20 protein-coding genes are annotated in these 14,392 nt (G+C 67.2%); 16 read left to right on the plus strand and 4 right to left on the minus strand.

All coding sequences use genetic code 11. The features are described 5' to 3' along the window. The first annotated feature begins 3 nt into the window (after positions 1-3). From urtC to ureG, 10 genes are read left to right on the plus strand one after another with little or no spacing between them, the layout of a single operon-like run. Positions 4-1,155 carry an urea ABC transporter permease subunit UrtC gene (urtC, locus tag H7X47_RS12345; RefSeq protein ID WP_193368994.1) on the plus strand — a complete coding sequence of 384 codons (1,152 nt, stop codon included), beginning with the start codon at positions 4-6 and terminating at the stop codon, positions 1,153-1,155. A gap of 19 nt (positions 1,156-1,174) precedes the next feature. Further along, positions 1,175-1,966, plus strand: coding sequence for an urea ABC transporter ATP-binding protein UrtD (urtD, locus tag H7X47_RS12350; RefSeq protein ID WP_193369336.1), 792 nt, complete (start codon positions 1,175-1,177; stop codon positions 1,964-1,966). 18 nt (positions 1,967-1,984) lie between these two features. Next, positions 1,985-2,680, plus strand: coding sequence for an urea ABC transporter ATP-binding subunit UrtE (urtE, locus tag H7X47_RS12355; protein WP_193368995.1), 696 nt, complete (start codon positions 1,985-1,987; stop codon positions 2,678-2,680). Further along, positions 2,655-3,545 carry an urease accessory protein UreD gene (locus H7X47_RS12360; protein WP_193368996.1) on the plus strand — a complete coding sequence of 297 codons (891 nt, stop codon included), beginning with the start codon at positions 2,655-2,657 and terminating at the stop codon, positions 3,543-3,545. Before urtE ends, H7X47_RS12360 begins: the two co-directional genes overlap by 26 nt. A 34-nt stretch (positions 3,546-3,579) precedes the next feature. Continuing rightward, on the plus strand, positions 3,580-3,882 hold the full coding sequence (locus tag H7X47_RS12365; RefSeq protein WP_193368997.1) for an urease subunit gamma: 303 nt from the start codon (positions 3,580-3,582) through the stop codon (positions 3,880-3,882). An 11-nt stretch (positions 3,883-3,893) separates the two neighbouring features. Beyond that, positions 3,894-4,205 (plus strand): urease subunit beta, encoded by a 312-nt coding sequence (locus tag H7X47_RS12370; RefSeq protein WP_193368998.1) that lies wholly within the window; start codon positions 3,894-3,896, stop codon positions 4,203-4,205. 4 nt (positions 4,206-4,209) lie between these two features. Next, entirely contained in the window at positions 4,210-5,919 is a 1,710-nt protein-coding gene (gene ureC, locus H7X47_RS12375; protein WP_193368999.1) for an urease subunit alpha, read from the plus strand. A 13-nt stretch (positions 5,920-5,932) separates the two neighbouring features. Further along, on the plus strand, positions 5,933-6,421 hold the full coding sequence (locus tag H7X47_RS12380) for an urease accessory protein UreE (RefSeq protein ID WP_193369000.1): 489 nt from the start codon (positions 5,933-5,935) through the stop codon (positions 6,419-6,421). Continuing rightward, positions 6,414-7,100 carry an urease accessory protein UreF gene (locus H7X47_RS12385; RefSeq protein ID WP_227010431.1) on the plus strand — a complete coding sequence of 229 codons (687 nt, stop codon included), beginning with the start codon at positions 6,414-6,416 and terminating at the stop codon, positions 7,098-7,100. The genes H7X47_RS12380 and H7X47_RS12385 overlap by 8 nt, the downstream gene beginning before the upstream one ends. After that, positions 7,097-7,753: an urease accessory protein UreG gene (gene ureG / locus H7X47_RS12390; RefSeq protein WP_193369002.1), complete on the plus strand. Its 657-nt coding sequence runs from the start codon at positions 7,097-7,099 to the stop codon at positions 7,751-7,753. The genes H7X47_RS12385 and ureG overlap by 4 nt, the downstream gene beginning before the upstream one ends. Positions 7,754-7,759: 6 nt before the next feature. Here ureG and H7X47_RS12395 read toward each other — a convergent pair whose 3' ends face one another. From H7X47_RS12395 to H7X47_RS12410, 4 genes are all read right to left on the minus strand, one after another. After that, complete coding sequence (locus tag H7X47_RS12395; RefSeq protein ID WP_193369003.1) at positions 7,760-8,278, minus strand: GlcG/HbpS family heme-binding protein; 519 nt, start codon at positions 8,276-8,278, stop codon at positions 7,760-7,762. A gap of 117 nt (positions 8,279-8,395) precedes the next feature. Further along, positions 8,396-9,484, minus strand: coding sequence for a YeeE/YedE family protein (locus H7X47_RS12400; RefSeq protein ID WP_193369004.1), 1,089 nt, complete (start codon positions 9,482-9,484; stop codon positions 8,396-8,398). A gap of 96 nt (positions 9,485-9,580) precedes the next feature. Continuing rightward, complete coding sequence (locus tag H7X47_RS12405; protein ID WP_193369005.1) at positions 9,581-9,931, minus strand: ArsR/SmtB family transcription factor; 351 nt, start codon at positions 9,929-9,931, stop codon at positions 9,581-9,583. A gap of 108 nt (positions 9,932-10,039) precedes the next feature. Next, entirely contained in the window at positions 10,040-10,462 is a 423-nt protein-coding gene (locus H7X47_RS12410; RefSeq protein WP_322096479.1) for a thioredoxin family protein, read from the minus strand. A gap of 136 nt (positions 10,463-10,598) precedes the next feature. Here H7X47_RS12410 and H7X47_RS12415 point away from each other — a divergent pair, with 136 nt between their 5' ends. The 6 genes from H7X47_RS12415 to soxA all read left to right on the plus strand — a co-directional run bounded on the left by H7X47_RS12415 (position 10,599) and on the right by soxA (position 14,378). Further along, positions 10,599-11,333 carry a cytochrome c biogenesis CcdA family protein gene (locus H7X47_RS12415; RefSeq protein WP_193369006.1) on the plus strand — a complete coding sequence of 245 codons (735 nt, stop codon included), beginning with the start codon at positions 10,599-10,601 and terminating at the stop codon, positions 11,331-11,333. 11 nt (positions 11,334-11,344) lie between these two features. Further along, positions 11,345-11,929 carry a thioredoxin family protein gene (locus H7X47_RS12420; RefSeq protein WP_193369007.1) on the plus strand — a complete coding sequence of 195 codons (585 nt, stop codon included), beginning with the start codon at positions 11,345-11,347 and terminating at the stop codon, positions 11,927-11,929. A gap of 226 nt (positions 11,930-12,155) precedes the next feature. Further along, positions 12,156-12,614, plus strand: coding sequence for a sulfur oxidation c-type cytochrome SoxX (gene soxX, locus H7X47_RS12425; RefSeq protein WP_193369008.1), 459 nt, complete (start codon positions 12,156-12,158; stop codon positions 12,612-12,614). Between the two features lie 26 nt (positions 12,615-12,640). Further along, complete coding sequence (gene soxY, locus H7X47_RS12430) at positions 12,641-13,084, plus strand: thiosulfate oxidation carrier protein SoxY (RefSeq protein ID WP_193369009.1); 444 nt, start codon at positions 12,641-12,643, stop codon at positions 13,082-13,084. A 22-nt stretch (positions 13,085-13,106) separates the two neighbouring features. Then, entirely contained in the window at positions 13,107-13,433 is a 327-nt protein-coding gene (gene soxZ / locus H7X47_RS12435) for a thiosulfate oxidation carrier complex protein SoxZ (protein WP_193369010.1), read from the plus strand. An 81-nt stretch (positions 13,434-13,514) separates the two neighbouring features. Beyond that, positions 13,515-14,378: a sulfur oxidation c-type cytochrome SoxA gene (gene soxA, locus H7X47_RS12440; protein ID WP_322096480.1), complete on the plus strand. Its 864-nt coding sequence runs from the start codon at positions 13,515-13,517 to the stop codon at positions 14,376-14,378. Positions 14,379-14,392 lie beyond the last annotated feature (14 nt).

Below are 14,392 nucleotides of genomic sequence, written 5' to 3' on the forward strand. Positions count from 1 at the left end.
CGTATGATCTTGTCGAATGACCGCAACCACCTGCTCTCGCCGCTGGGCGCCAAGATCACCCTGGCGGTGCTGCTGCTGGTCGCGGTGCTGGTGCCCCTGCTGAACCTCTCGGTGCCGCCGGGTTCGGCCTTCCACGTGCCGACCTACGTGGTCAGCTTGCTCGGCAAGTACCTCTGCTTTGCCATGCTGGCGCTCAGTGTCGACCTCATCTGGGGCTTCTGCGGCATTCTCTCGCTCGGCCACGGCGCCTTCTTCGCGCTGGGCGGCTACGCCATGGGCATGTACCTCATGCGCCAGATCGGCGACCGCGGCGTCTACGGCAACCCGATTCTGCCGGACTTCATGGTCTTCCTGAACTGGAAGGAACTGCCCTGGTACTGGTACGGCTTCGACGCCTTTCCCTTCGCCCTGCTGATGGTGCTGCTGGTGCCGGGTCTCCTGGCGCTGGTCTTCGGCTGGTTCGCCTTCCGCTCGCGGGTGACGGGCGTCTACCTCTCGATCATCACTCAGGCCATGACCTTCGCGTTGCTGCTGGCCTTCTTCCGCAACGACATGGGCTTCGGCGGCAACAACGGCCTGACCGACTTCAAGGACCTGCTGGGCTTCGACCTGCAGGACGACGGCACGCGCGCCGCGCTCTTCGTCGCCACGGCGGTGATGCTGGTCCTCGCCTACCTGCTGTGCCGCTGGATCATCGGCTCCAAGGTCGGGCGCGTGCTGATCGCCATCCGTGACGCCGAGAGCCGCACCCGCTTCCTCGGCTACCGGGTCGAGTACTACAAGCTCTTCGTCTTCACGGTCTCGGCCATGCTGGCGGGCATCGCCGGGGCGCTCTATGTCCCGCAGGTCGGCATCATCAACCCCAGCGAGTTCTCCCCGGCCAACTCCATCGAAATCGTCATCTGGGTGGCGGTCGGCGGGCGCGGCTACCTGCACGGCGCCATCCTGGGCGCCATCCTGGTGAACTACGCCAAGACCTATCTGACCGGTGCGGCGCCGGACATCTGGCTGTTCTTCCTGGGCGGCCTCTTCATCGCCGTCACGGTGCTGCTGCCCAAGGGTATCGTCGGCTCGCTGGATCAGCTGCGCGGGCGGCTCCCGGGGGGCTTCAAGCCGAAAGCTCAAGCGAAGGTGCAGGAGATGCCCGGTGAGTGAAGCCCCGGTGCGAGAAGTTATGATCCAGTCCGAGGCCGAACCGCTGGAGCCGGCGGCCGCGCCCCATCCCGCGGCAGACACCATCCTCTACATGGACGGCGTCACCGTCAGCTTCGACGGCTTCAAGGCGCTGAACAACCTCAGCCTCTATGTGAAGGAGGGGGAGCTGCGGGCCATCATCGGGCCCAACGGCGCGGGCAAGACCACCATGATGGACGTCATCACCGGCAAGACGCGCCCCGACAGCGGCGAGGTCTTCTTCGACGGCGGCATCGACCTGACCAAGCTGGACGAGGCGGCCATCGCCAACCTGGGCATCGGGCGCAAGTTCCAGAAGCCGACGGTCTTCGAGAGCCAGAGCGTCTTCAACAACCTGGAGCTGGCGCAGAAGGGCAGGCGGGACGTCTTCACCGGCCTCTTCGCCCGGCTGAGCGGCGAGCAGCGCGACCACATCGGCCGGGTGCTGGAGCGCATCGCGCTGACGGATCACGTCGGCCGGCTGGCCGGAAACCTGTCCCACGGCCAGAAGCAGTGGCTGGAGATCGGCATGCTGCTGATGCAGGACCCGGAACTGCTGCTGGTCGACGAGCCGGCCGCCGGCATGACCGACGCCGAGACCGCCAAGACGGCGGAGATGCTGCAGGAGATCGCCCGCGACCACTCCGTCGTGGTCGTCGAGCACGACATGGAATTCATCAAGGCGCTGAACTGCCACGTCACGGTGCTGCACGAGGGCTCGGTCCTGGCCGAAGGCTCGTTGGAGAGCGTGCAGAACAACCAGCACGTCATCGAAGTTTATCTCGGGCGCTAGGTAGGGGGCGCTGAACCTATGCTGCAGGTGCAGAACATCGATCTTTTCTACGGCGCCAGCCAGGCCCTGCGCGGCGTCTCGCTGAACGCGGCCAAGGGCGAGGTGACCTGCGTCATGGGCCGCAACGGCGTCGGCAAGACCAGCCTGCTGCGCGCGATCTGCGGCCAGCAGCCGGTGAAGAGCGGCGCGATCGTCTGGGAGGAGGAGACGCTGGGCAGCCTGGCGCCCCATCAGCGCGCGCGCCGGGGCATAGCTTTCGTGCCCCAGGGCCGCGAGATCTTTCCGCTGCTGACGGTGGAGGAGAACCTGCGCACCGGCTATGCCGCCATCCCGCGCGACCGGCGCCATGTGGAGGCGGAGATCTACGAGCTCTTCCCGGTGCTGAAGGACATGCTGAAGCGCCGCGGCGGCGACCTCTCCGGCGGCCAGCAGCAGCAGCTCGCCATCGCCCGGGCGCTGGTCATGCGCCCGCGCCTGCTGGTGCTGGACGAGCCCACCGAAGGCATCCAGCCCTCGATCATCAAGGACATCGAGCGGGTGATCCGGCTGCTCGCCCGGCGCGGCGACATGGCCATCCTGCTGGTGGAGCAGTATTTCGAGTTCGCCCGCGACCTGGCGGACAGCTATGCTGTGATGGACCGCGGCGAGATCGTGCTCGCGGGCCGCGGCGAGGAAATGGTTGAAGCGGATGTCCGTCGCTACATCGCTGTCTGAAGCGCCGCTGCCTGCCTCCGGGGCGGAAGTGATCGCCCTGCGCCGCACCGCCGTCGCGGGGGAGGCGGCCCTGGGCGTGCGCGCGGACAACGGTATCACCCGGCTGGTCGAGTTGCACCAGCGCGACCCCTTGAGCCTGCGACTGCCGCAGCCGGGGCGCGGCGACATCTTCGAGGCGAGCCTTATCACGACGTCCGGCGGCGTGGTCGGCGGCGACAGCCTGCGGATCGAGATCACCGCCGGCGCGGGCAGCGCCCTGCGCGTCTACCCCCAGGCGGCGGAGAAGATCTACCGCTCGTTGGGCGCGGACAGCCGTATCACCGTGGGGCTGAGCGCGTCGGCGGGGGCCTGGCTGGAATGGCTGCCCCAGGAAACCATCCTCTTCGACGGCGCCCGCCTGCGCCGTGACACCAACATCGAACTCGCCCCCGGCGCCCGCGTGCTGGCCGGTGAGTTCCTGGTCTTCGGGCGCCGCGCCTCGGGCGAACGTTTGAGCCGCGGACTCATTCACGACGGCTGGCGCCTCCGCCGCGGCGGCAAGCTGGTCTGGGCCGATGCGCTGCATGCGGATGGCGACCTGGCCGCGCCGCTGGCCTCGCCCGCCTGCCTGGGCGGCGTCACCGCCTTCGCCAGCCTCATCTATGCCGCCGAGGACGCGGCGGCGCAGCTGGAGGCGCTGCGCGAGCTGCTGCCGGAAGAGCCGGCGGGGGCGCAGCACGCCCTGACGGCGGTCAACGGCCTCGTTGTCGGGCGCTTCCTGGGCGAGGCCCTGGCGGTGCGGCGCAGCTACGGCGCCTTCTGGGCGGCGGCGCGGGCGCGGCTGGCGGGGCTGCCGGCGGCGCTGCCGCGGCTCTGGCATGTGTAGAGTGAAAAGACGAGTGTGTAAGGGAGGTTAAGGCGTGAACCTGACACCGCGCGAGAAGGACAAGCTGCTGGTGGCCATGGCCGCGATGGTGGCGCGCAACCGCCTGGAACGGGGCTGCAAATTGAACTATCCGGAGGCCATTGCCCTCATCTCCGACTACGTGGTCGAGGGCGCGCGCGACGGCCGCTCGGTGGCCGACCTCATGCGCGACGGCGGCACGGTGCTGGCGCGCGACCAGGTCATGGAGGGCGTCGCCGAGATGATCCACGAGATCCAGGTCGAGGCGACCTTCCCCGACGGCACCAAGCTGGTGACCGTGCACCAGCCCATTCGCTAGGAGGCGAGACAATGATTCCCGGAGAGATCATGGTCGCCGCCGGCGACATCGAGCTGAACGCGGGGCGCGAGACCGTGACCCTGCTGGTGGAGAACACCGGCGACCGCCCGGTGCAGGTCGGCTCCCACTATCATTTCTTTGAGACCAACGGGGCGCTCAGCTTCGATCGCGACAAGGCGCGCGGCTGTCGCCTGGACATTCCCGCCGGCACGGCGGTGCGCTTCGAGCCGGGCCAGAGCCGCGAGGTGACGCTGATCCCCTATGCCGGCGGCCGCGAAGTCTACGGCTTCAACGCCGAGATCAACGGCAAGCTGGAGGGCTAGGGACATGGCTGTGAAGATCGACCGCGCCGCCTATGCCGCCATGTACGGCCCGACCACCGGCGACCGGGTGCGCCTGGCCGACACCGACCTCGTGATCGAGGTCGAGAAGGACTTCACGACCTACGGCGAGGAAGTGAAATTCGGCGGCGGCAAGGTGATCCGCGACGGCATGGGCCAGTCCCAGGCCGGTCGCCACCAGGGCGCCGTCGACACGGTGATCACCAACGCCCTCATCGTCGACACCTGGGGCATCGTGAAGGCCGACGTGGGGCTGAAGGACGGCCGCATCGCCGCCATCGGCAAGGCCGGCAATCCCGATGTGCAGCCGGACGTCGACATCATCGTCGGCCCGGGCACGGAAGCCATCGCGGGCGAGGGGCGCATCCTCACCGCCGGCGGCATCGACGCGCACATCCACTGGATCTGCCCGCAGCAGATGGAGGATGCGCTCTATTCCGGCGTCACCACCATGCTGGGCGGCGGCACCGGCCCCGCCGAGGGCACCAACGCCACCACGGCGACGCCGGGGCCCTGGCACATGCACCGCATGCTGCAGGCTGCCGAAGGCTTTCCCATGAACCTCGGTTTCTTCGGCAAGGGCAACGCCTCCAAGCCGGAGGCGCTGCTGGAACAGATCCACGCCGGGGCCTGCGCCCTGAAGCTGCACGAGGACTGGGGCACCACGCCCTCGGCCATCGACACCTGCCTGGCCGTGGCCGAGGAGACCGACATCGGGGTCGCCATCCACACCGATACGCTGAACGAGTCGGGCTTCGTCGAGAACACCATCGCCGCCTTCAAGGGGCGGACCATCCACGCCTTTCACACCGAAGGCGCCGGCGGCGGCCACGCGCCGGACATCATCAAGGTCTGCGGCGAGCAGAACGTGCTGCCGTCCTCGACCAACCCGACGCGGCCCTTCACGGTGAACACGGTGGACGAACACCTCGACATGCTGATGGTCTGCCATCACCTGGACCCGAAGATCCCGGAGGACCTGGCCTTCGCCGAGAGCCGCATCCGCCGCGAGACCATCGCCGCCGAGGACATTCTGCACGACCTCGGCGCCTTCTCGATGATCGCCTCCGACAGCCAGGCCATGGGCCGGGTCGGCGAGGTGCTGATCCGCACCTGGCAGACCGCCGACAAGATGAAGAAGCAGCGCGGCCGTCTGCCGGAGGAAAGCGGTGACAACGACAACTTCCGGGTCAAGCGCTACATCGCCAAGTACACCATCAACCCGGCGATCACCCACGGCATCGCCGGGGCGGTGGGCTCCATCGAGGTCGGCAAGCTGGCCGACCTGGTGCTGTGGAAGCCGATGTTCTTCGGCGTGAAGCCGGACTTGGTCCTGAAGTGCGGCACCATCGCCGCCGCGGCCATGGGCGATCCCAACGCCTCCATCCCGACGCCGCAGCCGGTGCACTACCGTCCCATGTTCGGCGGCTTCGGCAAGGCCATGACGGCCAGCTCCGTGACCTTCGTTTCCCAGGCGGCGGCGGAGGCCGACGTCGGCCGCCAGCTCGATCTCGATCGTCAGCTGCTGCCGGTCTCCGGCATCCGCACCGTGACCAAGAAGGACATGGTGCTGAACGACTACACGCCGGCCATCGAAGTCGACCCCGAGACCTACGAAGTGCGCGCCGACGGGGAATTGCTTACCTGCGAGCCGGCGGAAGTGCTGCCCATGGCGCAGCGCTACTTCCTGTTCTGAGGAGGCCTTGGGGATGCTGCGCGCCACCGAAGTCATACCGGCGGGGAGCTACGAGCCCTGGTCGGCGCGCGATTGCGTGGTGCTGGACTTCGATGCCCGCCACCGCCGGCGTATCGTCATGCAGGGTGAGGCGGGCCTCGACTTCCTGCTCGACCTGCCCGAAGCTGTGGCGCTGGCCGACGGCGACGGGCTGCTGCTGGAAGATGGCGGCTTCGTTACGGTGAAGGCGGCGCCCGAGCGCCTCATCGAAGTGCGCGCCGGCGACGACCTGCCCCTGGTCCGCATCGCCTGGCACCTGGGCAACCGGCACCTGCCGACGCAGATCCTGAACGACGCCCTGCGCATCCGCGAGGACCACGTCATCCTGGACATGCTGCAGAAGATGGGCGCGCGCACGCAGATCATCGAAGCGCCCTTCGATCCGGAGGGCGGCGCCTACGGCCAGGGCCGCACGCACTCACATGACCACGGTCATGGTCATGGGGGGCACGGCCATGACTGAGACGCTGGACCACGCCGGGCTCTACCGCCTGATGACCTGGCTGTCGCCGGGCTACCCGGTCGGCGCCTTCAGCTACTCCCACGGCCTGGAGTACGCGGTGGAGGAGGGGACCGTCACCGACGCCGCCGCGCTGGAGATCTGGCTGGCGGACCTGCTGCGCTACGGCTCCGGGCGCAACGACGCCATTCTCTTCCACTACGCTCACAGGCTGGCGGAACGCCCGGCGGCACTGGCGGAGGTCGCCGCCCTGGGCGCCGCCTTCACGGCCTCCGCCGAACGGCATCTGGAGACCACGGCGCAGGGCCGCGCCTTCACCGAGGCCACCCTGGACGCCTGGCCCTGCGCGGCGCTGGAGCGCTTCCTGGAGGCCTGGGACGGCCCGCTGGCCTACCCGGTGGTGGTGGCGGTGGCGGCGGCCGGGCATGGCCTTGGCCTGGAGCCCAGCCTGCACGCCTATCTGCACGCTTTCACCGGCAACCTGGTCTCCGCCGGGGTGCGCCTCATTCCGCTCGGCCAGCGTGCCGGCCAGCAGGCGATCGCCGCCCTGGAGCCGGCCGTGGCCGAGACCGCCGCCATGGCGCTGACCACGCCGCTCGCCGACCTGGGGGGCGCGGGGCTGCTGGCCGATCTCGCCGCGATGAAACACGAAACCCAGTACACGAGGTTGTTCCGCTCATGACTGCTTCAGCTTCAGGACCCACCACATCTGGTCCCTTGCGCGTCGGTATCGGCGGACCTGTCGGCTCCGGCAAGACGGCGCTGATGGACGCGCTCTGCAAGGTGCTTTCGGCGCGCTACGACATCGCCGCCATTACCAACGACATCTACACCCGTGAGGACGCGGAGTTCCTGACCCGCTCGGGGGCTCTGCCGCCGGAACGCATCATGGGGGTGGAGACCGGCGGCTGCCCGCACACGGCGATCCGCGAGGACGCCTCCATCAACCTCGCCGCCGTCGCCGAGATGCGCGAGCGCTTCCCCGGCCTGGACCTGGTGCTGATCGAGTCCGGCGGCGACAACCTGGCCGCTACCTTCAGCCCGGAACTGGCCGACATCACCATCTACGTGATCGACGTCTCGGCCGGCGACAAGATCCCGCGCAAGGGCGGGCCGGGCATCACCCGCTCCGACCTGCTGGTCATCAACAAGACCGACCTGGCTCCGCTGGTCGGCGCCAGCCTGGAGGTGATGGACCGCGACGCCAAGAAGATGCGCGGCGCGCGGCCCTTCGTCTTCGCCCAGGTGAAGGGCGGGCAGGGCGTCGCCGAGATCGCCGCCTTCATCGAGAAGACCGGCGGCCTCGGCTCCGAGAGCAAAACCTCAGCGGCCTAAGGGCCGTCAGAACGCCAGGTCGGCGGTCACGGCCTCGATGCCGTCACGGGCGCAGGCGTCATCTATGTCGCCGCCCGGTGCGCCGGAGACGCCGACGCCGCCGACGATGCTGCCGGCCGCCTCGACCGGCACGCCGCCGCCCAGCATCAGCGCTTCGGTGATGAAATTGGCGCCGTAGGCCTCGGCGCCGGGCTTGGCGATCTCGCTGAGCGCCAGAGTGTCGTTGCGGAAGCTGACGGCGGTCCAGGCCTTGCGGCGGGCGGTTTCGGGCGTGTGGGCGCCGGCGAAGCGGTCGCGCAGCATCATCTGCAGATTGCCGAAGCGGTCGACCACGGCGACGGCGACCTGGGCGCCCTTGCCGCGGCAGCTTTCCATGGCGGCCTGGGCCAGCTTCACGGCGATCTCAGGCTTCATCACGGAAAAGGAGACCAGGGCTTCGTCCTGGGCGCTGGCGGCGGTGCTGCCGGCGGTGAGGAGACCCAGGGCGACGGCCCCGGAGGCGGCAAGCTGTCGGATACTTTTCACGATCGTTGTTCCTCTCTCTTTGCTGGGGCGGCTGAGCGGCCGCCGCTTCTTATGGTGGTGATCCCTCTCCGCGGACCGCCCCAGCGCAGTCCGCTCCCATGAAGGCTGTTGGTGGCGCTACTCCGCCGACTCGTGATGCGTGATGCGGAAGACGCTCCAGATCGAGCCTTCCAGCAGATAGGCGAGGCCGAGGCGCGCGCCGATGGCGATGGAGAGCATTACGACCGGGGCGGAAATCGCCAGGGCCGAAACCGCGGTAACGCCCTGGCCGATGGTACAGCCCATGGCGAAGACGCCGCCCGTGCCCATCAGGAAGGCGCCGACGATGTGGCGGCCCAGTTCGCGGGCGTCGTCGCAGGCCTCCCAGCGCACGTCCTTCTTGCGCCAGGCGACCAGCGCCGCGCCCAGCCCGACGCCCACCACCAGACCGACACCGTAGTCCGGCAGCACGCCGGTGAAGGCGATGAACTGGATGAGGGTGTCGCCCACCGGTACGACGAAGGAGCCGGCCTCTATCTGCACCGGTTCGAAGGCGCGCTGCGCGACCCAGGTCGTGGCCAGCCAGCCGAAGGCGACGCCCAGGCCGATGATGCCGCCGGTGATGATGTTGCCGAGGCGATGGCGGTAGTCGGCGGAAGAGAAGATCCACAGCAGCAGCAGGCCGGCGACGACGAAGGCCACGGCCAGACGTGCGTCGAAGCCGAGCAGGGCCGAGGCGATGCTGCCCAGCGACTGGTCGCCGGCGAAGCTGAGGTCGGCGGCCAGGTTGTCGACGACCGCGACGCGGGCCTGGGCGATGAGTCCGCGCTGGGCGGCCAGGGCCGAGAGGCCCAGCACCAGCAGCACAACGAGGGACCGCAGGCTGCCGCCGCCCAGGCGCACCAGGGCGCCGAAGCCACAGGTGCCCACCAGGGCCATGCCGAAGCCGAAGGCGAGGCCGCCCAGGATGGCGCCGGTCCAGCCGAAGTTCGAGGAGAGATAGAAGCTGCGCTGCAGGTCGATGAGGCCGGTCAGCGCCATGGCCTGGGTGGCGATCAGCGCCACTGTCGCGGCCAGGATCCAGGTCCTGAGGCCGCTGCTGTCGTTGGCGTACCAGAAGCGCTCCAGCGCCGCCAGCGTGCAGAAGCGGTCGCGCCGGGCGGCGGCGCCGATGACGATCCCGGCAAGTCCTCCGGCGATTGGTAACAGCCAGCCGACGTCCTGCATCGACTCCTCCCCTTGGTTTCGACCCTTCCGCGCGCTTCGCGCCAGAGGGGTCACTGTTTGACGCCGGCCAGGGTTCTGGCGCCGGCGTCGGGCCGCTTACTTTTCGCGGCTTTGTTCCTGCGCCGGCTTGCAGAAGAACTCGTAGAGCAGTTCCACAAGGCGGGCGACTTCGTCGTCGGCGATCGAGTAGTAGACCATGCGCCCCTCGCGGCGCGTCTTCACCAGCCGGTCGAAGCGCAGGCGGGCGAGCTGCTGCGAAACCGCCGCCTGCGGCATGTTCATGATTTCCTCGAGCTCGGAAACCGACCTCTCGCCGCCGACCAGAATGCAGAGAATCAGCAGGCGGCTTTCGTGGGACAGCGCCTTGAGAAGGTCGCCGGCCTTGCGCGCCTGGTCCATGAGGACATCGATGTCCATGGTGGCGGCATTGGAGGTTAGGTCGACCATCTGTAATTCCGTCGCACTGTCCAGCAAGCACTGCTGACCCGAAAACCCTTGTGGCAGCCGTCGCGGCGTCTCTGCCGCGACCGGTGCCGACTATACACGAGCCGTACCCTAGCTGCTATCCGCCCGCGCGGGCGCGACCTCGGCCTCGGGCGGCAGCTTGCCCAGCATTTCGCCGAGCAGCGGCCAGAAGAAATTGTCGCCCGGATAGCCGCGCAGCCGCGCGACCTCCGCGCCGTTCTCCACCACGATGAAGGTGGGGGTATAGAAGTCGCCTGCGATGTCCCCCAGGTCCGCCGGCCAGGGCTGGGTCACGTCGACCCGGCGCAGCGGCGCGCGGCGGCCCTCTTCGGTCAGCGGATAGATGGGGGCGATCTCGCGGTTCCAGCGGGCGCACCAGGCACAGCCCGGGCGCTCCAGCATGACCAGCTCGGCGGCCCCCGCCGTGGAGACGGCGGCGGGCAGCCCGAAGGCTCCCGCGGCCAGGGCGGCGGCCAGGATCAGCGGGGCGAGGCAGAACCGAAAGGCAGTCATTTGTCGCAACGGCGTGGAATCCCGATTGAATAGTTATAATATATATGAATTAATGCATGTATTGCAAACCCGGCGGTCAGACCGGGGAAGAGGGGAGTTTCGACAGACTATGGCAGCTTTCCAAGAGTTTCGCTGAATGTTTGACGTCACCTACGGCGGCGCCTTTCTGGCCGGTCTGATTTCCTTCGTCTCCCCTTGCGTTCTGCCGATCGTGCCGCCTTACCTGGCCTATCTGGCGGGCCTGACCTTCGACGAGCTTGAGAACGAGGCGCGCGGGGCCGACTCGACCCGCCGGCTGATCCTGGCCGCCGTCGGCTTCGTCCTGGGTTTCACCACGGTCTTCGTTGCCCTGGGCGCCACGGCCAGCGTCATCGGCCAGTCGATCGCCCACTACTTCGACGTCCTGTCGATCATCGCCGGCGCCATCATCATCATCATGGGGCTGCACTTCCTGGGCGTTTTCCGCATCGCGCTGTTCTATCGCGAGGCGCGCGTCCAGGTGAACCGCAAGCCCACCGGCGTCGTCAGCGCCTACGTCATGGGCCTGGCCTTCGCCTTCGGCTGGACGCCTTGCGTCGGGCCGGTGCTGGCGGCCATCCTCTTCGTCGCGGGGGCGGAGGCGACGGCCGGCCGCGGGGCGGTGCTGCTGGCCGTCTATTCCTTGGGCATCGGGCTGCCCTTCCTTCTGGCGGCGGTCTTCGCCACCCATTTTCTCGGCTGGGCGGCGCGCGTCAAACGGCACATGCACAAGATTGAAATGGCGATGGGGGGCATTCTGGTGCTGACCGGTATTCTCTTCATGACCGGCCAGATGGTGGAGATCGCCAACTGGCTGCTGAATACGTTCCCCGCTTTTCAGAACATCGGATGAGGAGGAGTGAAATGCTGAAACGCCTGCTTCTGGTTCTCGCGTTCTGTCTGCCCGCCTCGGCGGCCGGGGCGGTCACTCTCGGCGACGACGGCCTGCACAAGCCGGAGTGGTTTTCCCTGACTTTCAAGGACATCCAGGAGGATCTCGCCTCGGCAAAGGAAGAGGGGAAGCGGCTGGCGATCATCATCGAGCAGCGCGGCTGTATCTATTGCCGCAAGGTTCATGAGGAGATCCTCACCGATCCCCAGGTGCGCGACTACATCAAGGCCAACTTCATGATGGTCCAGTACGACCTGCACGGAGACCAGGAGATCACCGACCTGGACGGCGAGGTGCTGCGGGAGAAGGACGCGGTGCGCAAGTGGGGGGTCCTCTTCACCCCGACGGTCCTGTTCCTGCCGGAGCAGGCAGACGGCAGCAAGGGCGCGGCCCAGGCCGCCGTCGCGATGATGCCGGGAGCCTTCCACAAGGGCACTTTCCTCGACATGTTCACCTGGGTGCGCGAGAAGCGCTACGAGACCGAGGAGGACTTCCAGCGCTACCACGCCCGGCGGATTCGCGAGCGCGCGGCGGCGGGGATCGAGAACACAGACTAGAGGCGGGGGCCCCTGGGCCGAGGTATATGATCCTCGGCAAATCCGGGCGGACGCGCGGCCCGCGGGCGCTGCCAAAGGAAGGTTTTCCGCGGGTTTGAGGGGCGGGGCGACGACATATTCAAGAATTGCAATTTATGCATTGAATGCTTGCCGCTCGGTCGTTAGAGTTACACAAAACAACCGCCGCACCTAACGCGGCGGACGAGAAAACAGAGGAACGACGCCCATGATTGCAGCACGAATTTCCCTTGCCGCCGCCGCGCTCTTCGCCGGCATCACGACGGCCGCGGCCATGGACACGGCCCCGAACGACGTGATGGTCGTCGATGGGGTGGTCGCCAAGTCGTTGACGGGCGCGCCCGGCGACGTTGCCGAGGGCCGCAAGGCCTTTGCGAACCGCAAGCTGGGCAATTGCCTGGCCTGCCATGCCAATTCCGACATGAGCGAACAGCTTTTCCACGGTGAAGTGGGCCCGTCGCTGGACGGCGTCGCGAGCCGCTGGTCGGAGGAGGAATTGCGCGCGATCGTGGTCAATTCCAAGGCGGTCTTCGGCGAACAGACGGTGATGCCCGGCTTCTATTCGCTGGAGGTCGGCCAGAACGTCCGCGAGGACCTCGTCGGCAAGACGATCCTGACCGCCGAACAGGTCGAGTCGATTGTTGCCTATCTCGGCACGCTGAAGTGACCGACAAGCCCAACTGGAGAACACCAATGCAAGTGACACGACGCCAGGCGCTCGGACTGTCTGCGGGGGCCGCCGCCTTCATGGCGTTCGCGCCGGCATTCGCCGACGAGGCCGCCACCGAGAAGATGCTCAAGGAATTCACCGGTGGCAAATCGCCGGGCAGCGGCAAGATCAGCCTGAAGGCGCCTGAGATCGCCGAGAACGGCAACACCGTGCCGATCACGGTTTCGGTGGAGAGCGATATGACCGAAAGCTCCTACGTCGAATCGGTCACCCTGCTGGCCGACGGCAACCCGAACCCGGGTGTCGCCACCTTCCACTTCTCGCCGATGAGCGGCGAAGCGAGTGCGACGACGCGCATGCGTCTGGCCGGCACCCAGAACGTGATCGCGGTCGCCAAGATGAACGACGGCTCGGTCTTCATGGACAAAAAGCAGGTCAAGGTCACGATCGGCGGCTGCGGCGGCTGATCGAGAAGCGAGGAATACGAAAATGGCAGCGCCCAAACCCCGCGTGAAAGTTCCGAAGTCGGCCTCTGCCGGCGAAGTGATCACCATCAAGACGTTGATCAGCCACAAGATGGAATCCGGCCAGCGCAAAGACAAGCAAGGCAACGTGATTCCGCGGAAGATCATCAACAAGTTCACCTGCGAGTTCGAAGGAAAGCCCGTCTTCTCCTGCGACCTCGAACCGGCGATCTCGGCCAATCCTTATTTCGAGTTCAATGCCAAGGTGATGGAGAGCGGCACCTTTAAGTTCACCTGGGTGGACGACAGCGGTGACGTCTACACCCACGAGCAGGGCATCGAGGTTAAGTAGGCCCCGAAGCTATGGATGGCCGGAGCCGCAACAGCAGAACAACGGACCGGCCGGATGGGTGAGGCACAAACGGGAGGGAATGTGTTGAAAAATAGAATAATCCTGGCGGCTGCCGCCGCCGTAGCTGCCTCCGGAATGGCCATTTCGGTGGTCAGTGCCGAGCCGGCCGACGACGAACTCGTCATCGACGGCGAGATGACGATGGTGACGCGGACCGCGGCGCCTAAGGATCATCCGCTCGACGAGGTGATGTCCGGCTGGTTGTTCCGCACGCCGGAGACGCGCGCTCTGGAGGCCGACTCCTTCCAGAATCCCGGCATGCTCTACGTCGAGCGTGGCGAGGAGATCTGGAACACCGTGGAAGGCGAGGCCGGCAAGTCCTGCGCCTCCTGCCACGGCGACGCCTCGGAGACAATGGCAGGGGTCGGGACGGCCTATCCCAAGTGGGATGCCGACGCGAAGCGCCCGATCAACCTCGAGCTGCAGATCAACAAGTGCCGTGAGAACAACTTGAAGGCAGAGGCCTACAAGTTCGACGCGGCGGAGCAGAAGGCGCTGACGACCTACATCAAGCATCAGTCGCTGGGCAAGCCGGTCCAGATGGACCTCAGCCAGGGCGATCTGCAGAGCTGGTGGAAGAAGGGCGAGGAGCTTTACTACACCCGTACGGGTCAGTTGAACCTCTCTTGCGCTTCCTGCCACGAGGAAAACAACGGGAAGTACATCCGCGCTGACCACCTGAGCCAGGGCAACGTCAACGGCTTCCCGACCTACCGGCTCAAGCAGGCCAACATGGTCTCGCTGCACAACCGTTTCCGCGGTTGCATTCGTGATACCCGCGCGGAATACCCGGCGGCCTTTTCGGACGAGCTGATGGCGCTGGAGGTCTACGTGACCTGGCGCGGCACCGGCCTCTCGGTCGAGACCCCGGCCGTCCGGCAGTAAGTGGTAACGGACCG

This window comes from Pelagibius marinus, assembly GCF_014925385.1.
In the GTDB taxonomy this organism is placed as follows: domain Bacteria; phylum Pseudomonadota; class Alphaproteobacteria; order Kiloniellales; family Kiloniellaceae; genus Pelagibius; species Pelagibius marinus.